This is a genomic window from Actinomadura scrupuli (assembly GCF_050971785.1).
GTDB classification, from domain to species: Bacteria; Actinomycetota; Actinomycetes; order Streptosporangiales; family Streptosporangiaceae; genus Actinomadura_E; species Actinomadura_E scrupuli.
The window spans coordinates 142126-160544 of record NZ_JBPCCU010000010.1 but is presented as its reverse complement, the minus strand read 5'-3'; the positions used below and the strand labels follow the sequence as shown (position 1 = coordinate 160544).

Sequence of the window (18419 nt, the reverse complement as noted above, 5' to 3'; positions counted from 1 at the left end):
ATGCCCGGCACGATGACGCTGGATCCGGCTGTGGCCGAGACGGCCGAGCGTGAGGTGCTCGCCCTCGCGCGGGCCCGCGAGAGCGTCCCTGACCTGGATCGGATGCGCACGATGATGCCCAAGGCCAATGGGGACCAGGACGTCTGGTGACCGCGTGGTCCACGACGCCGTCCACAATGGAGGGGGAGGCGGCCTCGCCGGCGGAATTCGTTCTGCCGGCGAGGCTCCTCCGTGAACGCGAACGCTCACCCTGGCGCGACCTGTCGGCGCGAGCACGCGCCCGTACGCGGCGGTTGACGCCGTCTCTGGCCGAACACTCCGAGAGCTATCCGGACGCGGTCTTCGGGTTGTCGAGCGGCTTCTTTCATCTGCCCGCGGCACTGGCGCGGGAGTGGGGGGTCGACGAGGACGCGGTACTCACCGAGCTGCAGGTCGTCGGCGCGCTCGGTCACTTCCACTTCGCGTTCCAGGATCTGGTGTTCGACGAGCGGGAGGCGCCGGCCGTCATGTGCCTGCTCTCCGACACGTGCCTGCTCGCCTACCTCGACGGGCTGCAGGCCCTCGTCCCCGACCGCGGCCCGCACTACCGGGAACTGCACCGGCGGTACTACGACCGCTACGCGGCCGCGACGCTCGGGGACCTGGCTCATCGCGAACACCTGACGCCGTACGGCGCGGACGAGCTCCTGCGGCTTGGCGACAAGGCGGCTCCGGGCGTGACCATGCTGCACGTGGTGGCCGATCTCGCCGGCCGTACGGAGGGCGTCGAGGCGGTCGCCGCGGCCTTACTGCGGCTGTGTACCGGGCTCCAGCTGATGGACGATCTGGCCGACTGCGTGCAGGACGCAGTGACCGGGAACCGGACGTGGCCGGTCACCTCCGCGTTGCTGGCCTATCCGGAGCTGGACGTGTCGGACGCCGAGGCCGTCGAGGCGGCCGTACTTGGCAGTGGTGCCGCGCACGGCTGCGCGCGACTCGCCGTTGAGGCGTTCCGCGACGCCGCTCGGCAGGCGGTCGACGCGGGGGGCGGGGTGCTCGCCGAACTGGCGGAGACCTGGCGCGCGCGGGCGGTGCGCCGCGTCGCCGGCCTCGACGCGGCCTTCGTGGCGGCCGGGCGAGCACCGTGACCGGTGAGGATCGACCGCGCTGGCTGCTCCTCGGCGAGGTGCCGACGGCCGCCCGGGTGCTGCACGAGACGTACGGCGGTGGACCGTACTGGCGGCATCTCGTGAAGGCCTTGACGACACCGCACCTCACCGTGCCGGGACGGAGCCTGGTGCTGGGGGTAGAGCCGTTCCCGTGCGACGGCGTTCGTCATCGCGTCGGCGAGGCGGCGCTGCACGTCCTCTGGCTGGTGCTCGGAGGCGCGCGGGGCCGGGATACGTTGCCCTGGGTCCTGCGCGCGTCCGGTACGGAGACCTGGCGGCTCGTCAACCTGGCCCGATCGCCCGGCGACCGGGCCGCCGCCCGCCTCACGGCGGCCCTGGGTGGGTTCGCGCTGGCGCTCGCCGACCGGTACGGGATCGCCCTGCGCGCCGAAGCCGCCCGGGAGAACGTCCGGCTCTCCCGGATCTACCGGCTGCGCGGTTTCGAGATCGTCGGTGAGACTCCCGGAGACCTGCTCCTTCGCCGCCCGCCGGTGACCCGGCCGGCGTCGCTCCGGCCGCCGTGGCGACGCGTCCTGCGCACCGGCAGGGTCGGTGGCGAGGCCTGGCAGCGGAGATTCGGCGCGGTACACGGTCCGCTGCTGGACGTCGGTTCGGGAGACTCTCCGCTCACCATCGACGTGGCCGCCGACGGGATCGCCGCCGTCGCCCTCGATCCCCAGTTCTCGCTTCGCGCGCCGGCGCGGGCCGCCGGGGCGGCGTTGCAAGCGGCGGCGGTCGCCGGTCTCGGCGAGGCGTTGCCGTTCCGCACCGAGGTGTTCGCCGTCGTGACCGCGGGTCATGCCCTGCAGCACGTCGGGCCGGTCCGCCGGGCGCTTCTGGAGTCACTGCGCGTCGCCCGCAGGGACGGGCTGGTGGTGATCCACCCGGCTTGGGGCGGCCGCCGACGCCTGCGTCGGCTGGCGAGGCTGGAAGGGGTGCGCGTCCTGCCCGGCCGGTGGCTTCCACCGCATCGGCAGCGCTCCAGCCTCGTCATCGATCGCGCGACGTTCGACCCGGCCGCGGGACTCGATCTCGTCGAACGGGCGGCACGCCCCAACCGGTACGCGCGAATCCTCGGCGCCATCACCATGCGCGCCCTGATCCGGGCACGGGGGACCACGGCGGTCGGGCCCGGGGCCGCACGGTGAAGGACCTGGTCGCCGGGCACCTGAACCTGCTGCGGCTGCACACGGCGGGCTTCGAGGGCCTGGCCTTCGTGCTCGGACCGCTGATGAGCCACCGCGCCTCGCCCGGGCTCGTGGGGTACTGGTTCGCCGGAGTGCTGATCAACGGATACATCTTCGCGCTCAACGATCTGGTGGACCTGCCTCGGGACCGGCTGGACCCGGCGCGTGCGCGCAGTCCTCTCGTGACCGGCGTCGTCTCCGAGCGCGTCGCGGTGCTCTACTCGGTGATCCTGCCGTTGTCGGCGACGCTGGTCGTGGTCGCCATGGACTGGCCGGCCATCGCGGCGGCGGCGTTCGTGTCGATGCTGATCCTCGGCGCACTTGTGAACGTGTACCAGAAGGCGACGCCTCATCCGCTGGCCATGGACCTGCTGTTCGCGACGACCATGGCGGCACCGCTGCCGGTGACGGCCCAGGCGGCCGCCGGAGGTGTCCGTGCCGTGGTCTGGGCGGCGACGGCACTGCTGTTCCTGGCGTCGTTGCAGCTGAACAGCGTCGCGGGCAACCTCAAGGACCTGGGATCGGACCTCAGAACCGGCTTCCGGACGGTCGCGGTGGCGATGGGCGCCCGTATCGGCCCGGACGGCACGCTCGTGCCGGGCCGCACGTACGCGCGCTACTGCTGGTCCGTGTCGGGTCTGGTCGCGCTGTCCGGGGCGGTGCTGGTCACCGTGGCGGCATGGGGGAGGCCCGTCGTACTTCCCGCCACAGCGGCGGCGATCGCCGTCCTCTGCGTTGTGGGTGGGGCGAGCCTGCGCGCCCTGCTGGCCGGCCTGCGCCGTCCCTCGCCACGCGGCCAGGAGATCTATTTCGCGGCCGGCTTCCTGCTCTTGTTGATAGGCGTGGCTTTGTGCTCGCCGGTCATTCCGTTCTCGGCGGCGATTATCGCGCTGTTCCTCTGGGAAGGGGCGTTCGCACTATATTGGCGCTGGTATTGGGATCTCCGACGTGCAGCGGATCGGTCAGATGACCTTCGTACGGGGTAGCGGCAGTGTCGTCTGTGTCGTCGCGCTCTACCTGGCGTCGCTGATCGGACTCGCCGCCCTTTCCGTTCTGATCGACCATGCGCGGCTCGTATTGCTCGTTCTACGCCCGAGTACAGAAGTCATCCTTCTTACGGAAAAAGAACTCCCTGCTCTCCTGATCCTGGCGATCGTGGTTCCACTGAGGACTTTTTTCCACATCGCCTATTACGAACTCGGCCGATGGGCCGGCGGATTAGCGGTGGAGCGCATGAGGGCCGGACGATGGTTGTTGCCGAAATTGCGGCATCCGATGGTGGTCGGGCTGGTGCTGGCGTCCTGCCTGATACACCAGAGCACCCCGGTGGACCTCGCCCTCGGCGCGCAGCGGGCCGACCGCCGCATGGCCTATCCGGCGATAGCGGCCGGTGTGCTGATGTGGACGTGCCTGTTGATCTATCTCGGTGCGCGGTTCGCGACCGGCCTAGGCCAGGTGAGCCGGTTGATCACCGAACATCGGCTGGCGGTCGTCGTGGTCCTCGTTCCGGTCATCCTGATCACCATGCTGCTGTTCCTCGGCAGGCTACGAAGGACGATGAGGCGGTCGTGACTCTCGCGCGGACGAAGGCGCACTACGAGACGTATCCGTTCCTGGAAGGCGGCCCGCGCCGTGTCGCGCGGTGGGCCGAGCGCCTCAGGGCGGAACTCCCCGACGCGCTGCTGTCGGGATCTCTCGTGCTGGACGTGGGCTGCGGATCGGGTGAGGTGGCCCAATCACTCGCGGGGCGCGGCGCACGCGTGGTGGGGCTGGATCTGACGGAGGCGGCCGCACGGCGTACACGGGGGCGTGGCGAGCGTGTCACCGCGTGCCAGGCCAGCGCGCTGGCATTGCCGTTCCCGTCCCGCGTGTTCGACCACACGGTCTCGATCGGCGTCCTCCATCACACGCCCGACGCGTTCCGTGGGCTGGCGGAGATGGTGCGCGTGACCAGGTCCGGCGGGCGCATCGTCATTCTGCTGTACGCCCGCTGGACCCCCTACCACCTGCTCTATGGCGTGACCGCTCCGCTGAGACGACGCGTGCCGGTTCGCCGGTTGGACGATGTGCCGCCGTGGGCGCTGGCCTGCCTGCGACCGGGAGTTCGCCTCCTCATCGGCCAGCGTCTCTCCGACGACCAACTGCGGCGCCTCGTCGCGGACCAGATCTGGACGCCACGTGCGACGTTTGACGGTCCCACCCAGATCCGCAGGTGGGCGAGGACGCTCGGCGTACGGCTGCGGGCGCGTCGCCGGATATTCGGCTACTCCAACGTCTTCATCCTCGAACGTCCGCCGGCACCTGGAAGGTGAAGAGGTTGCCATGACAGAGCAGGGCGTGTCGCCGCACCTCGACCAGGCCGAGCGACGCCGCCCACCGGCGTATCCGCCGCGCGGATTGAAATGACGCGCGGGGCGTCCACAACTGATCAGCGAGCAGCCGCCGGAGCTGGTCGTCGCCGTACCATTGGCCGACCTGAGCCGCGACGACCAGCCGCATCACGTGAAGCGGGAGGCGCGGCATCCGGCCGAGCCAGGTGACCGGAACCCGGGCGCGTAGCGGCGCGCTCAGGCGATAGACGAGGTGGTAGGGCGTCCACCGGGCGTACAGCATCACGACGACGCGCCCACCGGGCCTGGTCACGCGCACCATCTCGGCCAGCCCACGGAACGCGTCGGGCGTGTGGTGGAGCACGCCGATCGAGACGGCGTGGTCCACGGCCGCGTCGGAGAACGGCAATGTCAGTGCGCCGGCCTGACACGCCAGGATTCCCGGCATCCGCCGCCTCGCCCGGCGTACCGCCGCCGCGGTGAGGTCGACACAGATCACCTGTGCGCCGCGTTCGGCAAGGCCCTGCGCGACCTCCCCGGAACCACATCCGACGTCCAGTACGGCGGCATCGGCGAGAACGCCGTCGGGAAGGGGCTCGCCTAACCGGCGCTTCCAGTGCCGGACGCGCCGCCGGCCACCCTCGATGAAGGGAAATGCCTCATAGTGCATGCGCGTCTCATCCATCAGTGTCATCGGACACCGTCCTCTCTCTCCTGCGTCATCAGGTGTCGGTGGCTGCCGGTGACCGCTGAGCCGGGCGCGGACCCGGTCACGTTCATCGCCGAAGCGGTCAGGTCGCTGTGCCGCGAGGGCCTCGAAGATGCTCAGGGCTTCGGTCCACAGCATCGTCGCCTCCGCCGGATCACCCCGGTCGGACCGGATCAGCCCCAGGTTGTACAGCGTCCCCGCCAGCTGCGGCCTGTAGGCGTCCGGCCGGGCGGCGGCCAGCGTACGGCGGAGAGCGAGGGTGTCGCGGCCGAGGCGTTCGGCCTCCGCGGATCGGCCGGTCAGGTGGTGAAGGGTCGCCAGGTTCTCCTGTACGTCGGCGTACAGCGACCGGAACCTCGCCGGCCGGGTGCGGTGGAGCGGGCCGATCAGCGTATGGGCCGTGGACGCCGCAGACAGGGCCTCCTCGATCCGGCGGCCGTGTCTGAGGCGGACCGACTGGTTGTGCGATGTCGTGGCCAGTGCGGCCGTGTACCGATCCTCCTCGGGGAGCGTCCGGTAGGCGTCGATCGCCGCCTCACCGGCCGTCATCGCCTCCTCCGCGCTTCCGGGGGTCAGATCGAGCGCCAGAGCCAGCGCCGCGTACGACTCGGCCAGCTCGGCACGCTCCTCGACCCCAGCCGATGCGGTCAGCCGCGCGATGGCGGCCCGCGCCGCCTCGGCGGCGTCCGTGGCGCGTTCGCCCAGATAGACCAGCCGTACCGCGAACAGCCGGGCAAGCCGTGCCGTGGCGGTGTCATCGAGGCCGGCACTTCGCCGGGCGGTCAGCAGCCGTTCGGTGGCCACCACGGCGAAGCGCGCGAGTGCCTCACTGCGCTGCGGCAGCGCGGTGACGATCGGGTCGAGTTCGGCGGCGGGAAGCCGGTCGAGTGTCGCCGACATCGATGCGACGAGGAGTTCTGGCCGGGGGACCGCCGGCAGCGCGGTCATCGCCAGCGGCAGGAGCCGGTACGGAGCCGCGCCCAGGAACGCCTCGACGGCGCCGGCCAGGTCCGGATGGCGATCCAGGCATCGCCCGAGCGTCAGCAGCGCGGCACCGGCCTGCCGATCCGAGACCCGATCGAGAACGTCCGGGAGCGAGTGATGCGAGCGAAGGTGGTCCGCGAGCTGATTCTCGCCGAGTTGTTCGGGCCGCAGCGGGTTCAACGGGGCAGGTCCCGGCAGGACGGTGCGCAAGAAATCACGACCGGAGTCCAGCAGGCTCACCGGGGCTTCTCGAAACATTCGCAGGGCTCTGAGCAGGTCGTTCGCCTCTGGTTCGGTGCTCGCGCCGAACAGTGTCACCGCCGCCATGAGCTCCGCGATGGTGGACCGTCCCGCCGGTAACCCGAAGAGCGCCGCGGTACGCGACCAGTACTCTCGCTCTAGCTGCAGGATTCGGCGCAACGGCGGCTCGGCCGGACCGTGTGACGGCAGGACGTGCGTCAGGGCGGCGGCCTGCATCTCCAGCATCGTGGCCGGAACGGCCGGCGGCGGAGCGAGTGGCGGTAGCCGTAGGCGCTCGGCGAAGGCGGTGCAGGCCGCACGGAGGTCACCCTCCGCCGGTCGCAAAGCCTCAAGTGGCAGTGGCCGAAGGAGGCCCGCGAGAGCCGCCACGCCGTCGTCTCGGTCGTCTCGAAGACGATCCAGCCAGTCGCCCCCGGCCCGGGCCAGCAACAGGAGCCGGCTGGACATGCCCGGCGCGGTGGCGAGCGACCGCAGCGCGGCGCGCACGTGGTCTGGACGGGCCTCGGCATCGTCGATGACGACCAGGGACGGCAGACGGGTCTCGCCCAGACGTTCAAGTGCCTCAGGCGGCGCGGACACCGACAGCAGCCCGGCCGACCAGCCGAACCCGCGGAGCCGCGTGGTCAGGTGCAGTCCGAGCCGGGTCTTCCCGGCACCGAGAACGCCGGTGACGAGCGCCGCCGGCGATCCCGTGTCGTGCCGGCACCACTCGACCAGCCGGTCGAGTTCCGGGCGCGGCCGGAACGGGAGGACCTCGTGCTCGGCACGGAGCAGGGCCGCCGGGTCGGCCGGAGCGGGTAGTGCGGGATCCATCAGGTTCGCGAGCACCAGGTCCGGAGCCAGCCGCTCGACCTCACCGATCAGCCGGAGCAGATCGGTGTCCGCGGTGGCCGACTCCATCCTCAGACCGATGTGGTGGGTGAGGCTCGCCACGTCGCCGGGCAGCTGCCTCGTCTTCGGCATCTCCACGCCGTCAAGGAGTACGGGCAGCACTTCCTTTCCGTGCCGAAGCGCATAGGCGATCTCTCGCCGGACCCAGTCCTTGGGATCTTCCAGCAGACGCAGATCTTCGTTGACCCATGGCGGATCGATGAGTGCGATGAGCACTGAGCAGCCTTCGAGCCATCGCTCGATCTGACTCGGGAAGTGCGTGGCCGGCACGTTCGACCGGCCGGCCTGGAAAACGTTCTCGGGCCCGAACCTGCGGGACAGCTCACGGTCGATGAGCATCGGCGCGTAGGACCGCTTGATGTTGCGGTAGCTGATGAAGATCCCGGGCATGGCGCCGCGTCAGCCTCCGTGCTCCGACAACGCTCGCAGGTCCACGTACGACTCGGTGCGTAGCAGGTCGTGCAGGGCCAGCCGAAGCGTGGGGATCGCCTTCGTCCAGTCCGCACCGGTCATTTGGAGGTCGATTCCAGGTAGCTCGGCCATCTGCCGGGTGATCATCTGCACGCCCACCTCGTCGGCCACCGCCAACCAGACTCCGGCCTTGCCCGAGATGTGGAAGGCGACCGCATTCCGCACTCCGGTCGGATTCGGGCCGAGGTCCACATGGAGACCGTGCACCGTGCCGGAACCGAACTCGCCGGCCAGCGATCGGATCGCGACATCGATCAGCCAGACGATCGGGGCGGCCTCTCCCAGCAGAGGCAGCCATTCCGCGCTCCAGCGCGAATCCGCCAGACAGCTCGCCGCCACGCAACACGTCAGGTCCCCGCGTCCCGCCCAGCCGGTTGCCAGGCGCCCGACGTCGTCCGGCTTGTCCAGCCGGAGGAGCCAGACCGCATCGGTTTCCGTGTCCGTGCCGTCGTCGGCGATCGTCCGGGTCACCGTCACCGGCCCTTCACACCCGGCGAGTACGGCGCGTTCATCCGCCGGTAGCTCGTAGCCGGCGAGCAACCGGTCCGGTAACCGGGCGTTGATCACAACGTTCGGACGACCGCCCATCCGCGTGGTCGCCTCCATCACCCGGATCACCTCGGCCGCGTCGACCTCGTCGCCCATCGTGATCATTCGGGCCGGGCGGGGCAACGCCGACAGCCAGAGGCGAGACTGGACCAGCACACGTGCGAGCACGCGGTCGTCGGGAAGGTCCGGACTCGGATCCACGGTCACCCCCAGTCCGGGCCCGTGGCTCGACGCCAGCGCGACCAGCTCGGCGGATTCTGACAGGTGATCATGGCCGCCAAGCACGATGGCGCCGGCGTCGGTCAGCCGGGCGGCGAGACCAGCGTAGACGGTGTCCTCCCACCGCGCCCACGCGTCATCGAATCGGTCGTCGAGCGCCAGGCCCGGACTCGCGTCCACCGCGTCCGCGGCCAGCGGCTCTGGTCCGAACTCCGTGGCCACCGCCTCGTCCGCGGCGGCCACCACCGAGCGAGGCAGCCCCTGCGGATCCCTCAGCAGAACGGTGAAACGCTCGTCCGGTACGTCGATTCCGCGTAAGGCCCCGGTCGTCACCGCTTCCGGCCAGGACGCGATCATCTGCCGCAGGATCGGAGTCTGCATGCAGGCCCGCGCCAGCGCCGAGGTGGCCAGCGCCCGCCGATGTTCGCCCGGTACCGCCGCGAGATACCGTTCGAGCCGCTTCATCAATGGCAGGTACTCCGGGTAGGACATCAGCGCGATGGCCGCCGACGGTCCGAAGCCCACCGCGACCACGCTGCATCCCATGAACGTGGCGAACGACTCCTGCGTCGCCCGGCACCGATCCAGCAGGCTCTCGAACAGGGGCCGCCAAGCGGGCACCTTCGATGCGACGAGTAAGGCCGCGCCCCAGGCGGTCGTCGCCGTCAGCAGGAAATGCTGCGCCTCATGGTGGTGCACCAGCCGATCGGCCAGCGCGTCGGCGCCTCGAAGGTGCAGGTCGAACCCACCTGGCACGTAGACCCCGCGGCTGCCCTCCTCGGCCTGAGAAAGGAATAGCGCGGCCAGATGGTCGTCATCGGTGCCGGTCACTCATCGTCCTCCGGTCGGCCGGCGGGTCCCCTCCGCGAGGACCACAATATGCTGCAATCCAGCGACCATTGAGGGACATCGGTGACCGACGGGAAAGACGCGCTTGACGCGCTCCTCGGCAAGGCGACACCGGCCGGGGCGAACGTACGCCGCGACGATCTCGAGCGTGTCGCGGACAGCCTCGACGGCACCGATGCCGATGACTTCATCGACGCCGTGGCGAAGGTCTGCGGGCTTTCCTGGGACAGCGGCGGACGCCACGTCGAGGGCTGGCTTGAACTCCATTCGGACCGGTGGTCCCTCGATCTCGATGAGAAGGTCAACCGCGTCGGCCTGCTTCAAGCCGCGGTCGCGGCGCTGCTGGTGCGGGCGGGCCTGGCGGTGACCTCGATCGGCTTGGCCGCGCAGGTGCTGCCCGCCGTGGTCGATCTCCCCGCGACCGTCGTGTCCGTCGACGGCGAGCAGACCGTCGTGCGCCTGCGGCTGGTGCCCCGCGAGATCCCGGACCACCTGCGCGACAGCGTTCATCCCCAGGACTTCACGGACTTCGCCACCGCGCTGAGCGTTGCGGCCGACCTCGAGCGGCCGATGGTGACGGGACGGATCAGCCTCGTCATCGTCCACGGATGACGGCCGGGGCTCTCAGCCACGCCCGAACCGCACTTCCTCACCCGCCAGATGCGCGAGAACCAGATCGAGGTGCCGGCGACCTTCCAGAAAGGAGCCGTCCTCGACCAGCACGTCCCGGCCGGGATAGAGCTCCTCAAGTGCCGCTTTGTGGATGCGGACCCCGGAGTGCGACAGCGGGCGCACCATCAACGGCAGCGACGACTCCAGATGATCGAGCACGCCGACCATGAACGGAATGACCCGGCCGAACGATTCGATCCGCAGGAAGGCGTAGCGGAACCGGCTGCCAGGCGCCGAGAGCCAGAGGTCCAGGTGCGGCGCGAGCGGCACGTCGAGAAGCAGGGCGGTGGGCCCCGATACGGCGTGGACACCGTCCAGCAGCGAGCACGGCACGACCGTCACCAGGGGTACGTCATCCCCGGTCGGAACACGCGGAGGATCGGTCACCGGGAGCAGTTCGACGACGTGTCGCCCGTCGGTCTCTGCCACGGTCCGGCGAAGGCAGGTCACGACGGGAGTGGCGGGAGGCGGCGCACCGTCCTCCAGCACGTAGTTCGCGAACAGCGCGGGCGTCCGCCGTACCGTCATGAACAGGTGCGGCCGCTCCAGGTCGGCGGCCATGCGGGCGGGGGGCGTGGTCGCGGGCAAGACCCGGGCGGGCAGCGGCTCGGCCACCGTGAAGGTCTCCGCCTCGATGTTGGCGAGCACCGTGATGTGGGTCTCGTCCTGCCGGGTCCGCACGCTGGGCGCGACGTCGGTCGCATCGCTGATCCGTCGAGCCGCCGCCACCAGCGCCGGCGTCCAGTCCAGATGCCCGTTCACCTCGAGAGTGCCGTCACCACCCAGCACCTCGACCACGGCCGCGTACATGGCGCCGTTCACCAGCGTCCACAGGTCTTCGAACTCGACCGAGAAGAGGTCGGCGGTCAGCTTCTCGGCGTCGATGAGCCTGGCCGGCCGCTCGTCACCGCTCGCCGGGATGTGGGCGTTCCATCGAGGCGGACGCGTTCTCAGGCGGACGAAGCGTGTGGCGGGCAGCTCGCGCTCGCGGAGATGGGCCAGCGTGAAATCCCGGAGACCGACCTCCACGACGCGCTCAATGATCGTTGTCTGCATACAGGCGCGCGCTGCGGCGTGCGCGGCGTGCAGGCGGAGGTACAGGCTGTCCACCGAATCGACGATCCCCGCCATGGCGTCGAAATGACGGTGGTACGCGGGATAACGCTCGATGACCTGGGCCCGGCTCCATCCAAGTGCCACGGCGGGCGACCAGGAGGCGAATGCCTCTTGGACCTGCTCGCTCGCCTTGGTCAGCCGTCCGGCCAGCCGGCGATATCTCGGCTCTCCCGTCGCCACGCCGAGCGAGTGATAGATCCGCGCGACCGCGCCATAACTGGTCGAGTCCTGAAGTTGCTTGTGATGTGACTCATGCGCAGAGGCGAACTGCGCCGTCCGTGGATCATCACCGGACTGATGTAGCGACCAGCCATCATGATCGAACGAACCGGAGGCCGAGATGAAGCTCATTCCTCCATCGTCCTCTGCGGCGACGAGTAGCTAGGCATTCGTGCGTCTATTGCCTGGCCCATAAATCGGTCTTTGCGGGTCATTAGGGTGTCTTGGGCCCACGCTCTCCGGCTGCGGCGGGCCAACCGTTTGGGAATGGGATTATCCGCGCTTCCGCCGTCCGCGAGGCAATGGATGAGCTGGATGCCGTGGTCGGCAGGGCCGGGTGGTCAACCTGGTCGGCCCGCTTGGCGTGGGCAAGTCGACTGTCCTGACCCGGTGGGCGGCCGGCCGCTCACTCTCACACCGGGAATGGCCCGGTTGCTGTTGCGGATCCTGTGGCGCTCGATTATTGGGTCATGTGGTCTGACCTGTGGTTATGTGGCGTGGTGATACTCGCTGATCAAGCCCGTGACGACGCGTTTTCGGTGGATGCGGCGTAGGTCAATGGGTTCGGTCGGGTCTCGGATCGGCTGCGTTTGGATGTCCGGCGGGCGCTGTTGCCGGGACTGGTGCGGCCTGTTGCGGTTGTAGTGGATCAGGTACTCGCCGAGCACCAGGGCCAGGTGGCGTTCGCCGAGGATCAGGGTCCGGTCCAGGAGTTCGCGGCGGAAGGTTCCGATGACGCGTTCGCAGATGGCGTTCATCCGCGGTGTCCGCGGCAGGGTGGTGATGACCCGCAGTCCGTCGGCCCGGAACACCTCCCCGAACGCGGTCGTGAAGAGCGGATCGCGATCGTGGATCAGGAACCGCAGCGCGTCGATCCGGTTGCCCAGGTCCATGGTCAGGTTCCGGGCCTGCTGCACCGCCCACGCCCCGGTCGGGTGCGTCGTCACGCCGCCCAGGTGGAGTCTGCGGGTTCCATGTTCGATGAACACCAGCACGTACAGCCGTTTGAGCAGGACCGTCTCCACGACCAGGAAGTCGCACGCGATGATCGCGTGAGCCTGGGCGGTGAGGAATTGCCGCCACGTCGGGCCGGCACGCCGAGGTGCGGGATCCATGCCGGCGGCGTGCAGGATCTCCCACACCGTAGAAGCGGCGATCGTGTAACCGAGGCGGGCGAGTTCACCCTGGATGCGTCTATGCCCCCAGTTCGGGTTCTCCCGCGCCATGCGAAGAATCAGCGTCTTGATCGAAACGCCGGTAGGCGGTCGGCCCGGACGGCGCCGGTCGGTGTAAGTCCACTTCCGGGCGACCAGCCAGCGGTGCCAGCGGAGGATCGTGGCCGGAGCGACCGGGAAGATCTCAGCCCACCGGCGGCGGTGAACCAGCCGGGATAACGCCGCCAACCAGAGCCGGTCGAGGTGACCCCATCGCGGCTGGCCGCGCACCTGCCAGCGCAGGACCTGGTTCTCATGCCGCAGCACCAGGAGTTCGGCCTCCTTGGACAAGTCCGACCGAAGCAACATCACCAACAAGCCGAGTAGGCATCTGAGCAAGCGGTAGATCAGCGACAACAGCACCTCGAGATGATCCCAGCCACCGCGAAGATCCCGCAGCGAAACCCCAGGTCACGCCACCAAACCGAGTTTTCGAGCGGCACAGGGGCCAACGCCGCAACAGCTGACCTGACCCGGCGCACTCACCGTCAGCAGAGTTCAACGCCACCCACAGAAGCTGGCCGGAAGCGGATCAAAGCCCTTTCCAACGCTATATCGCCACAAAACGCGGAGGACGCCGCGAGTTCGAATACGGCCCTGCACGTATTCATCACCGGACTCCGCGGGCCGCTGGCCGCGCGAGCCGCCCTCCACGCGATCAGGCGGTGGAGGCCACGGACTGGTCTACGGCGCCGGGGCTGAGGATGTGCTCGATGACCATGACCGAGGCGCCGATGACGCCGGCGTGGTCGCCGAGCCGGCAGACGCGGATGCCGAGGTGCTCGGTGGCCAGCGGTAGCGAGCGTCTGTAGACGGCTTCGCGGACGCCGGCCAGCAGGTGTTCGCCGGCGCCGGAGACGTCGCCGCCGATGATGATGACGGCCGGGTTGAAAAAGTTCACCAGCGAGGCGAGCACTTCACCGATGTCCCGGCCGGCCTGGCGGATGGCCTGGATGGCCAGGGCGTTGCCCGCGCGGACGAGCCGGACGACGTCTCGGCTGTTGGCGGCGTCCTCGCCGGTCTCGCGCAGCCGGGCGGCCAGAGCGCCGCCTCCGGCGATCGCCTCGAGACAACCGGTGTTGCCACAGCGGCAGATCACGTTCGGGTCGGCGGACGCGCGAATGTGGCCGATGTCGCCGGCCGCTCCCTGGGCCCCGCGGTGCAGCCGGTGCTCGGTGATGAGCCCGCTGCCGATACCGGTGCCGATCTTCACGAAGATGAGGTGCTCGATCTCGGGGCTGGTCGCCCAGTGCTCGCCGAGCGCCATGATGTTGACGTCGTTGTCGACGAGGATCGGCACGCCCAGCCGGGGGCCGAGCCAGCCGGGCACGTCGAAGCCGTCCCAGCCGGGCATGATCGGCGGATTCACCGGCCGGCCCGTCTCGTGCTCCACCGGGCCGGGCAGCCCGATTCCGGCACCGCACACATCTGCCAGAGTGTGACCCGCTTCGGCCAGCAATCGTCCGAAGGTGTCCACGAGCCAGCCGAGCACCTTCTCCGGCCCGCCGGTGATCAGTACGTCTTCGCTGTGCTCTGCGATCACATGTGCGTCCAGGTCCGTGACGGCGATCTGGGCGTGGGTCGCGCCGAGGTCGGCGGCGAGCACGATCCGCGCACCCGCGTTGAACGTGAAGGCCACCGCGGGCCGGCCACCCGAGGCGATCGCATTGTCGGCCGGGACGATCCACTGCTGGTCGAGCAGCGTGTCAAGCCGTTGCGACACCGTGGACCTGGCCAATCCGGTGAGTTCCACCAGTTCAGCGCGGGTTCGGGCGCGGCCGTCGCGCAGGATCGTCAGAAGAGCGCCTGCGCCTGCCGTCTCGGGGATCAACTCTGCATCTCCTTGCTGTGACAGCTCATGCTGCCAAGGGGCTTTGTAATGATATCAATAAGCCTGCTTTTGCTTGACCCTCGGCATAAGGCACTCGTACGATCCGCGATATGGCGGTTATAAGGCATGGACCGGCAGAAGTCCTGGCAAAGATTGTCGAAACCGGCGTCATGGCCGGGATGCACGCCCATGCCGGGCGGCTGGCCGGCGCGCTCCCGCAGGGTCACCACGACTGTTTCGACGCCTTCGTCGCTGATCGCCGCGCCGCGAGCCGGGGCGAGCACCACGACGACCTGCCCGTCTTCGACGACGGCTTCCGCGCCACGGTCATCACCGACGTGGTCCCTGAGCCCGCCGGGACCGGGGGGTGGATCGCGTGCTGAAGATGACCGGTATCGGCAAGAGCTTCCTCGGCGCACGGGTGCTCTCCGAGGTCGACCTCGAGGCCGCGGCCGGTGAGGTGCACGCCGTCGTCGGGGAGAACGGGGCTGGCAAGTCCACGCTGATGAAGATCCTCGCCGGGGTGTACACGCCCGACGAGGGGACGATCGAGATCGACGGCAAGGTCATGGCGTTCGGCCATCCGCTGCAGGCGCAGAAGGCCAGGGTGGCGATCATCTACCAGGAGTTCACGCTCCTGCCCGAACGGACCGTCGCCGAGAACGTCTTCCTCGGCCGTGAACCGGTCCGTCGCGGGCTGGTCGACCGGGCCGCGATGGAGAAGACCACGGCCCGGCTGCTGGAGGAGCTCGGCGAGGACGGATTCGGCCCGCGCGACCTGGTGCGGCGCCTGTCGGTGCCTCAGCAGCAGGTCGTTGAGATCGTCAAAGCGCTTTCGGTGGACGCCCGGATCGTCGTGATGGATGAGCCGACCGCCGCGCTCGCCGAACACGAGGTGGAGCTGCTCTACGGGCTGGTCCGGCGGCTGCGCGAGCGCGGTATCGCTGTCGTCTACATCTCGCACCGGCTCCGTGAGATCTTCGAACTCGCCGACCGGGTCACGGTCCTCAAGGACGGCGCCAGGGTCGCGACCGCCCCGATCGATCGGCTCACCACCACCGAGCTGGTCCGGCTGATGGTCGGCCGCGAGCTGTCGGACTACTACCCGCCGCGCGCGTCGGGTCCGCCTGGCGAGACATTGCTCGCGGTCAGCGGCGGTGGCAACACCAAGCTCGACGGCATTGATCTCGAGCTGCGCGCCGGCGAGATCGTCGGGCTGGCCGGGCTGCAGGGCTCCGGCCGCACCGAGCTGGTCAAAGCGCTTTTCGGCGCCGGGCCGTTCACCCGCGGCGAGATGACGCCGAAGCGCCCCGGCTCGGTCCGCGACGGCATCGGCGCCGGAATCGGGCTGGTCACCGAGGACCGCAAGGCCGAGGGGCTCGTCCTGCATCAATCGGTCAAGGACAACGCTCTGCTCGTTGCCCGCACCCGCAAGGGCCCGAAGGCATCGGTGATGGGCCTGCTCGAACGCGTCAGGCTCACCCCGGCCCGGGCCGAGCAGGAGGTGCGCTACCTGTCCGGCGGCAACCAGCAGAAGGTCGCGCTGGCCAAGTGGCTGACCGTCGCCCCGAAGGTGCTGCTGTTCGACGAGCCGACCCGCGGGGTCGACGTCGGTGCGAAAGCAGCGATCCACGAGCTCATCAGGGAACTCGCCGAGGACGGCATAGGCGTTCTCATGATCTCGTCCGAGCTCCCCGAACTGATCGGCATGAGCGACCGCATCGTCGTCCTGCGGGACGGGCGGATCGCCGGTCAGCTTCCCGCAGGTTCCTCGGAGGAGGCTGTGATGCACCTGGCGGCCGGATCATGATGCAGCTGCTCAAGGCCCCGCCCCCGAAAAGAGCGGCCCTGCGCGGGTTCGCCGCCGAGAACCCGGCCCGCGCCATCTACCTGGCGCTGGGCTTCCTGCTCGTGATCGGCTGGATCCTCGTCACAGCCGACGGCGGGCAGTTCTTCAGCCAAGCGAACGTCGTCGGCATCCAGCAGCGGTCGGCCGCTCTCGGAATCGTCGCCGTCGGGCAGACCCTGGCCATCCTGGCCGGTTCGCTGGATCTGTCGGTCGCGTTCCTGATCAGCCTGACCTCGCTGGTCGCCGCCGAGACCATGGCGGACCGCGGGGTGCTCCCGGCGATCGCGGCGGTGCTCACCGTCAGCGCGCTGGTCGGCCTGGTCAACGGGCTCGTCATCACCAAGCTGAGGGTGCACGCGTTCATCGCGACCCTCGGCGTCGCACTGATCATCAGGGGGATCCTGGACGACCGGTACGACGGTCCCGCTGGCAGCGTGCCGAAATCCTTCCAGGGGCTCGGCTACGACCGGATCGGCCCCGTTCCGGTCTCGGCACTGCTGTGGGCGGGCATCGCAGTGGCCGCCTGGTTCCTGCTGCGCCGCACCAGGCTGGGCTACCGGATCTATGCCGTCGGCGGCGATCCAGAAGTCGCCCGGCTGTCCGGAGTGCGAACCGACCGCGTCATCATCGCCACCCACATGCTCTGCTCGCTGTGCGCGGGCGTCGCGGGCCTGCTGCTGGCTTCACGGCTCGGCGCCGGCGCGCCGACCGTGGGCACGGACGGCGGTTACGACCTGGAGTCCATCGCCGCGGTCGTGCTCGGCGGCACCGCCCTTGCCGGGGGTAAGGGCGGTGTCGCCGGAACCGTCGGCGGAGTCCTGGTGCTGGCCGTGCTGGACAGCATCTTCAACCAGCTCGAAGTCAACTCCTTCGCCAAGGACGTGGTGCGCGGTGTCGTGCTCGTCGCCGCACTGGGGATCTATGCACGACGGAGGCGTTCCGGATGAAACGCACCTTGCCCATCTTCGGGGTCCTGGCCGTACTGCTCGTCCTCATCGCGGCCGCCAATCCGCACTTCCTGGAGCCGGACGGCTTCCTCGCCTTCGTCAAGCGGGCGGCCCCGCTGGCGATTCTCGCCGCCGGGCAGTACTTCGTGATCGTCTCTGGCGAGTTCGACCTGTCCGTCGGTTCGCTGGTCACCGCCGAGGTAGTGATCGCCGCGCGGCTCATCGACGGCGACGCCGGAACGACCTGGCCGGTGCTCCTCCTGCTGCTGGTCTTCGGCGCGCTGGTCGGGCTGGTCAACGGGGTCGGCACCACGCTGCTGCGGGTGCCGTCCTTCATCGCCACGCTCGGCATGATGCTGATCCTTTCCGGAGCGGTCTTCCTGTGGACGGGCGGCGCCCCGCGCGGCGCGCTCACCGAGCAGTTCCGGAACTTCGGCCGCGGCAGCCTCGGCCCGATCCCCTGGTCGGTGATCATCCTCGCCGTCATCACGGCCGCGGTCATCGCGATGATGCGCGCCGACTTCGGCCGCATGCTCGTCGCCACCGGGGACAACCACCGGGCCGCCGCCCTTTCCGGAGTACGGATCCACCGGGTCAAGACCGTCGCCTTCGTGCTGTCCGGGCTGTCGGCCGCGATCTGCGCGATCCTCCTCGGCGGGTTCGCGGGCGTGTCCGCCCAGGTCGGCCAGGGCCTGGAGTTCCAGGCCATCACCGCCGTCGTCCTCGGCGGCGTCGTGCTCGGCGGCGGCCGCGGCTCGGTGATCGCCGCCATCGCCGGCGCCTTCACCCTGGAGGCCCTGTTCACGCTGCTCAACCTTCATGGCATCTCGGGGGCCCTGGAGTTCACCGTTCAGGGAGTCATCCTCATCGCCGCGGTGGCGATGGGGTCCGTCCGTGTTCCGCAATGGATCCGCGCTCACTCGCTTCAGCCGCGCCATCCCGCGGACACCAGCGTCACCCGGTAAGGCCCTCA

The 18419-nt window shown here is 69.5% G+C and carries 16 protein-coding genes; 11 read left to right on the top strand and 5 right to left on the bottom strand.

Annotated features, from left to right (window positions below):
• From ACRYCC_RS35065 to ACRYCC_RS35040, 6 genes are read left to right on the top strand one after another with little or no spacing between them, the layout of a single operon-like run.
• Nucleotides 1–150: a hypothetical protein gene (locus tag ACRYCC_RS35065; protein ID WP_433818200.1), complete on the top strand. Its 150-nt coding sequence runs from the start codon at nt 1–3 to the stop codon at nt 148–150.
• Nucleotides 147–1127, top strand: a complete 981-nt coding sequence (locus ACRYCC_RS35060; RefSeq protein WP_433818199.1) for a hypothetical protein — start codon at nt 147–149, stop codon at nt 1125–1127. Before ACRYCC_RS35065 ends, ACRYCC_RS35060 begins: the two co-directional genes overlap by 4 nt.
• Nucleotides 1124–2296 (top strand): methyltransferase domain-containing protein, encoded by a 1173-nt coding sequence (locus tag ACRYCC_RS35055; RefSeq protein WP_433818197.1) that lies wholly within the window; start codon nt 1124–1126, stop codon nt 2294–2296. The genes ACRYCC_RS35060 and ACRYCC_RS35055 overlap by 4 nt, the downstream gene beginning before the upstream one ends.
• Complete coding sequence (locus ACRYCC_RS35050; RefSeq protein ID WP_433818195.1) at nt 2293–3321, top strand: UbiA family prenyltransferase; 1029 nt, start codon at nt 2293–2295, stop codon at nt 3319–3321. Before ACRYCC_RS35055 ends, ACRYCC_RS35050 begins: the two co-directional genes overlap by 4 nt.
• Entirely contained in the window at nt 3302–3907 is a 606-nt protein-coding gene (locus ACRYCC_RS35045; protein WP_433818194.1) for a hypothetical protein, read from the top strand. The genes ACRYCC_RS35050 and ACRYCC_RS35045 overlap by 20 nt, the downstream gene beginning before the upstream one ends.
• Nucleotides 3904–4647, top strand: a complete 744-nt coding sequence (locus ACRYCC_RS35040) for a class I SAM-dependent methyltransferase (RefSeq protein WP_433818193.1) — start codon at nt 3904–3906, stop codon at nt 4645–4647. Before ACRYCC_RS35045 ends, ACRYCC_RS35040 begins: the two co-directional genes overlap by 4 nt.
• Here the strand turns inward: ACRYCC_RS35040 and ACRYCC_RS35035 are convergent.
• Together ACRYCC_RS35035 and ACRYCC_RS35030 are read right to left on the bottom strand one after the other, a co-directional pair.
• The gene (locus tag ACRYCC_RS35035; RefSeq protein ID WP_433818192.1) at nt 4613–7900 is read right to left on the bottom strand and encodes a methyltransferase domain-containing protein; all 3288 of its coding nucleotides are present in this window, start codon (nt 7898–7900) and stop codon (nt 4613–4615) included. The two genes, ACRYCC_RS35040 and ACRYCC_RS35035, sit on opposite strands and share 35 nt — an antisense overlap.
• Nucleotides 7901–7909: 9 nt before the next feature.
• Nucleotides 7910–9580, bottom strand: a complete 1671-nt coding sequence (locus tag ACRYCC_RS35030; RefSeq protein WP_433818191.1) for a hypothetical protein — start codon at nt 9578–9580, stop codon at nt 7910–7912.
• Nucleotides 9581–9661: 81 nt separating this feature from the next.
• Between ACRYCC_RS35030 and ACRYCC_RS35025 the strand changes: the two genes are divergently transcribed.
• Nucleotides 9662–10210: a hypothetical protein gene (locus ACRYCC_RS35025; RefSeq protein WP_433818190.1), complete on the top strand. Its 549-nt coding sequence runs from the start codon at nt 9662–9664 to the stop codon at nt 10208–10210.
• Between the two features lie 12 nt (nt 10211–10222).
• Here ACRYCC_RS35025 and ACRYCC_RS35020 read toward each other — a convergent pair whose 3' ends face one another.
• The 3 genes from ACRYCC_RS35020 to ACRYCC_RS35010 form a co-directional block, all read right to left on the bottom strand.
• On the bottom strand, nt 10223–11737 hold the full coding sequence (locus tag ACRYCC_RS35020) for a hypothetical protein (protein ID WP_433818188.1): 1515 nt from the start codon (nt 11735–11737) through the stop codon (nt 10223–10225).
• A 356-nt stretch (nt 11738–12093) separates the two neighbouring features.
• Nucleotides 12094–13182 (bottom strand): integrase core domain-containing protein, encoded by a 1089-nt coding sequence (locus tag ACRYCC_RS35015; protein WP_433818187.1) that lies wholly within the window; start codon nt 13180–13182, stop codon nt 12094–12096.
• Between the two features lie 295 nt (nt 13183–13477).
• On the bottom strand, nt 13478–14674 hold the full coding sequence (locus tag ACRYCC_RS35010; protein WP_433818456.1) for an ROK family protein: 1197 nt from the start codon (nt 14672–14674) through the stop codon (nt 13478–13480).
• Between the two features lie 146 nt (nt 14675–14820).
• Here ACRYCC_RS35010 and ACRYCC_RS35005 point away from each other — a divergent pair, with 146 nt between their 5' ends.
• Genes ACRYCC_RS35005 through ACRYCC_RS34990 form a run of 4 tightly spaced genes read left to right on the top strand, consistent with a single transcriptional unit; the run spans nt 14821 to nt 18411 of the window.
• Nucleotides 14821–15033: a hypothetical protein gene (locus ACRYCC_RS35005; RefSeq protein ID WP_433818186.1), complete on the top strand. Its 213-nt coding sequence runs from the start codon at nt 14821–14823 to the stop codon at nt 15031–15033.
• Nucleotides 15034–15035: 2 nt separating this feature from the next.
• A complete protein-coding gene (locus ACRYCC_RS35000) occupies nt 15036–16460 on the top strand; it encodes a sugar ABC transporter ATP-binding protein (RefSeq protein WP_433818454.1) in 1425 nt (474 codons plus the stop codon).
• Nucleotides 16457–17446, top strand: coding sequence for an ABC transporter permease (locus ACRYCC_RS34995; RefSeq protein WP_433818185.1), 990 nt, complete (start codon nt 16457–16459; stop codon nt 17444–17446). Before ACRYCC_RS35000 ends, ACRYCC_RS34995 begins: the two co-directional genes overlap by 4 nt.
• Nucleotides 17443–18411: an ABC transporter permease gene (locus ACRYCC_RS34990; RefSeq protein WP_433818183.1), complete on the top strand. Its 969-nt coding sequence runs from the start codon at nt 17443–17445 to the stop codon at nt 18409–18411. Before ACRYCC_RS34995 ends, ACRYCC_RS34990 begins: the two co-directional genes overlap by 4 nt.
• Nucleotides 18412–18419: the final 8 nt, after the last annotated feature.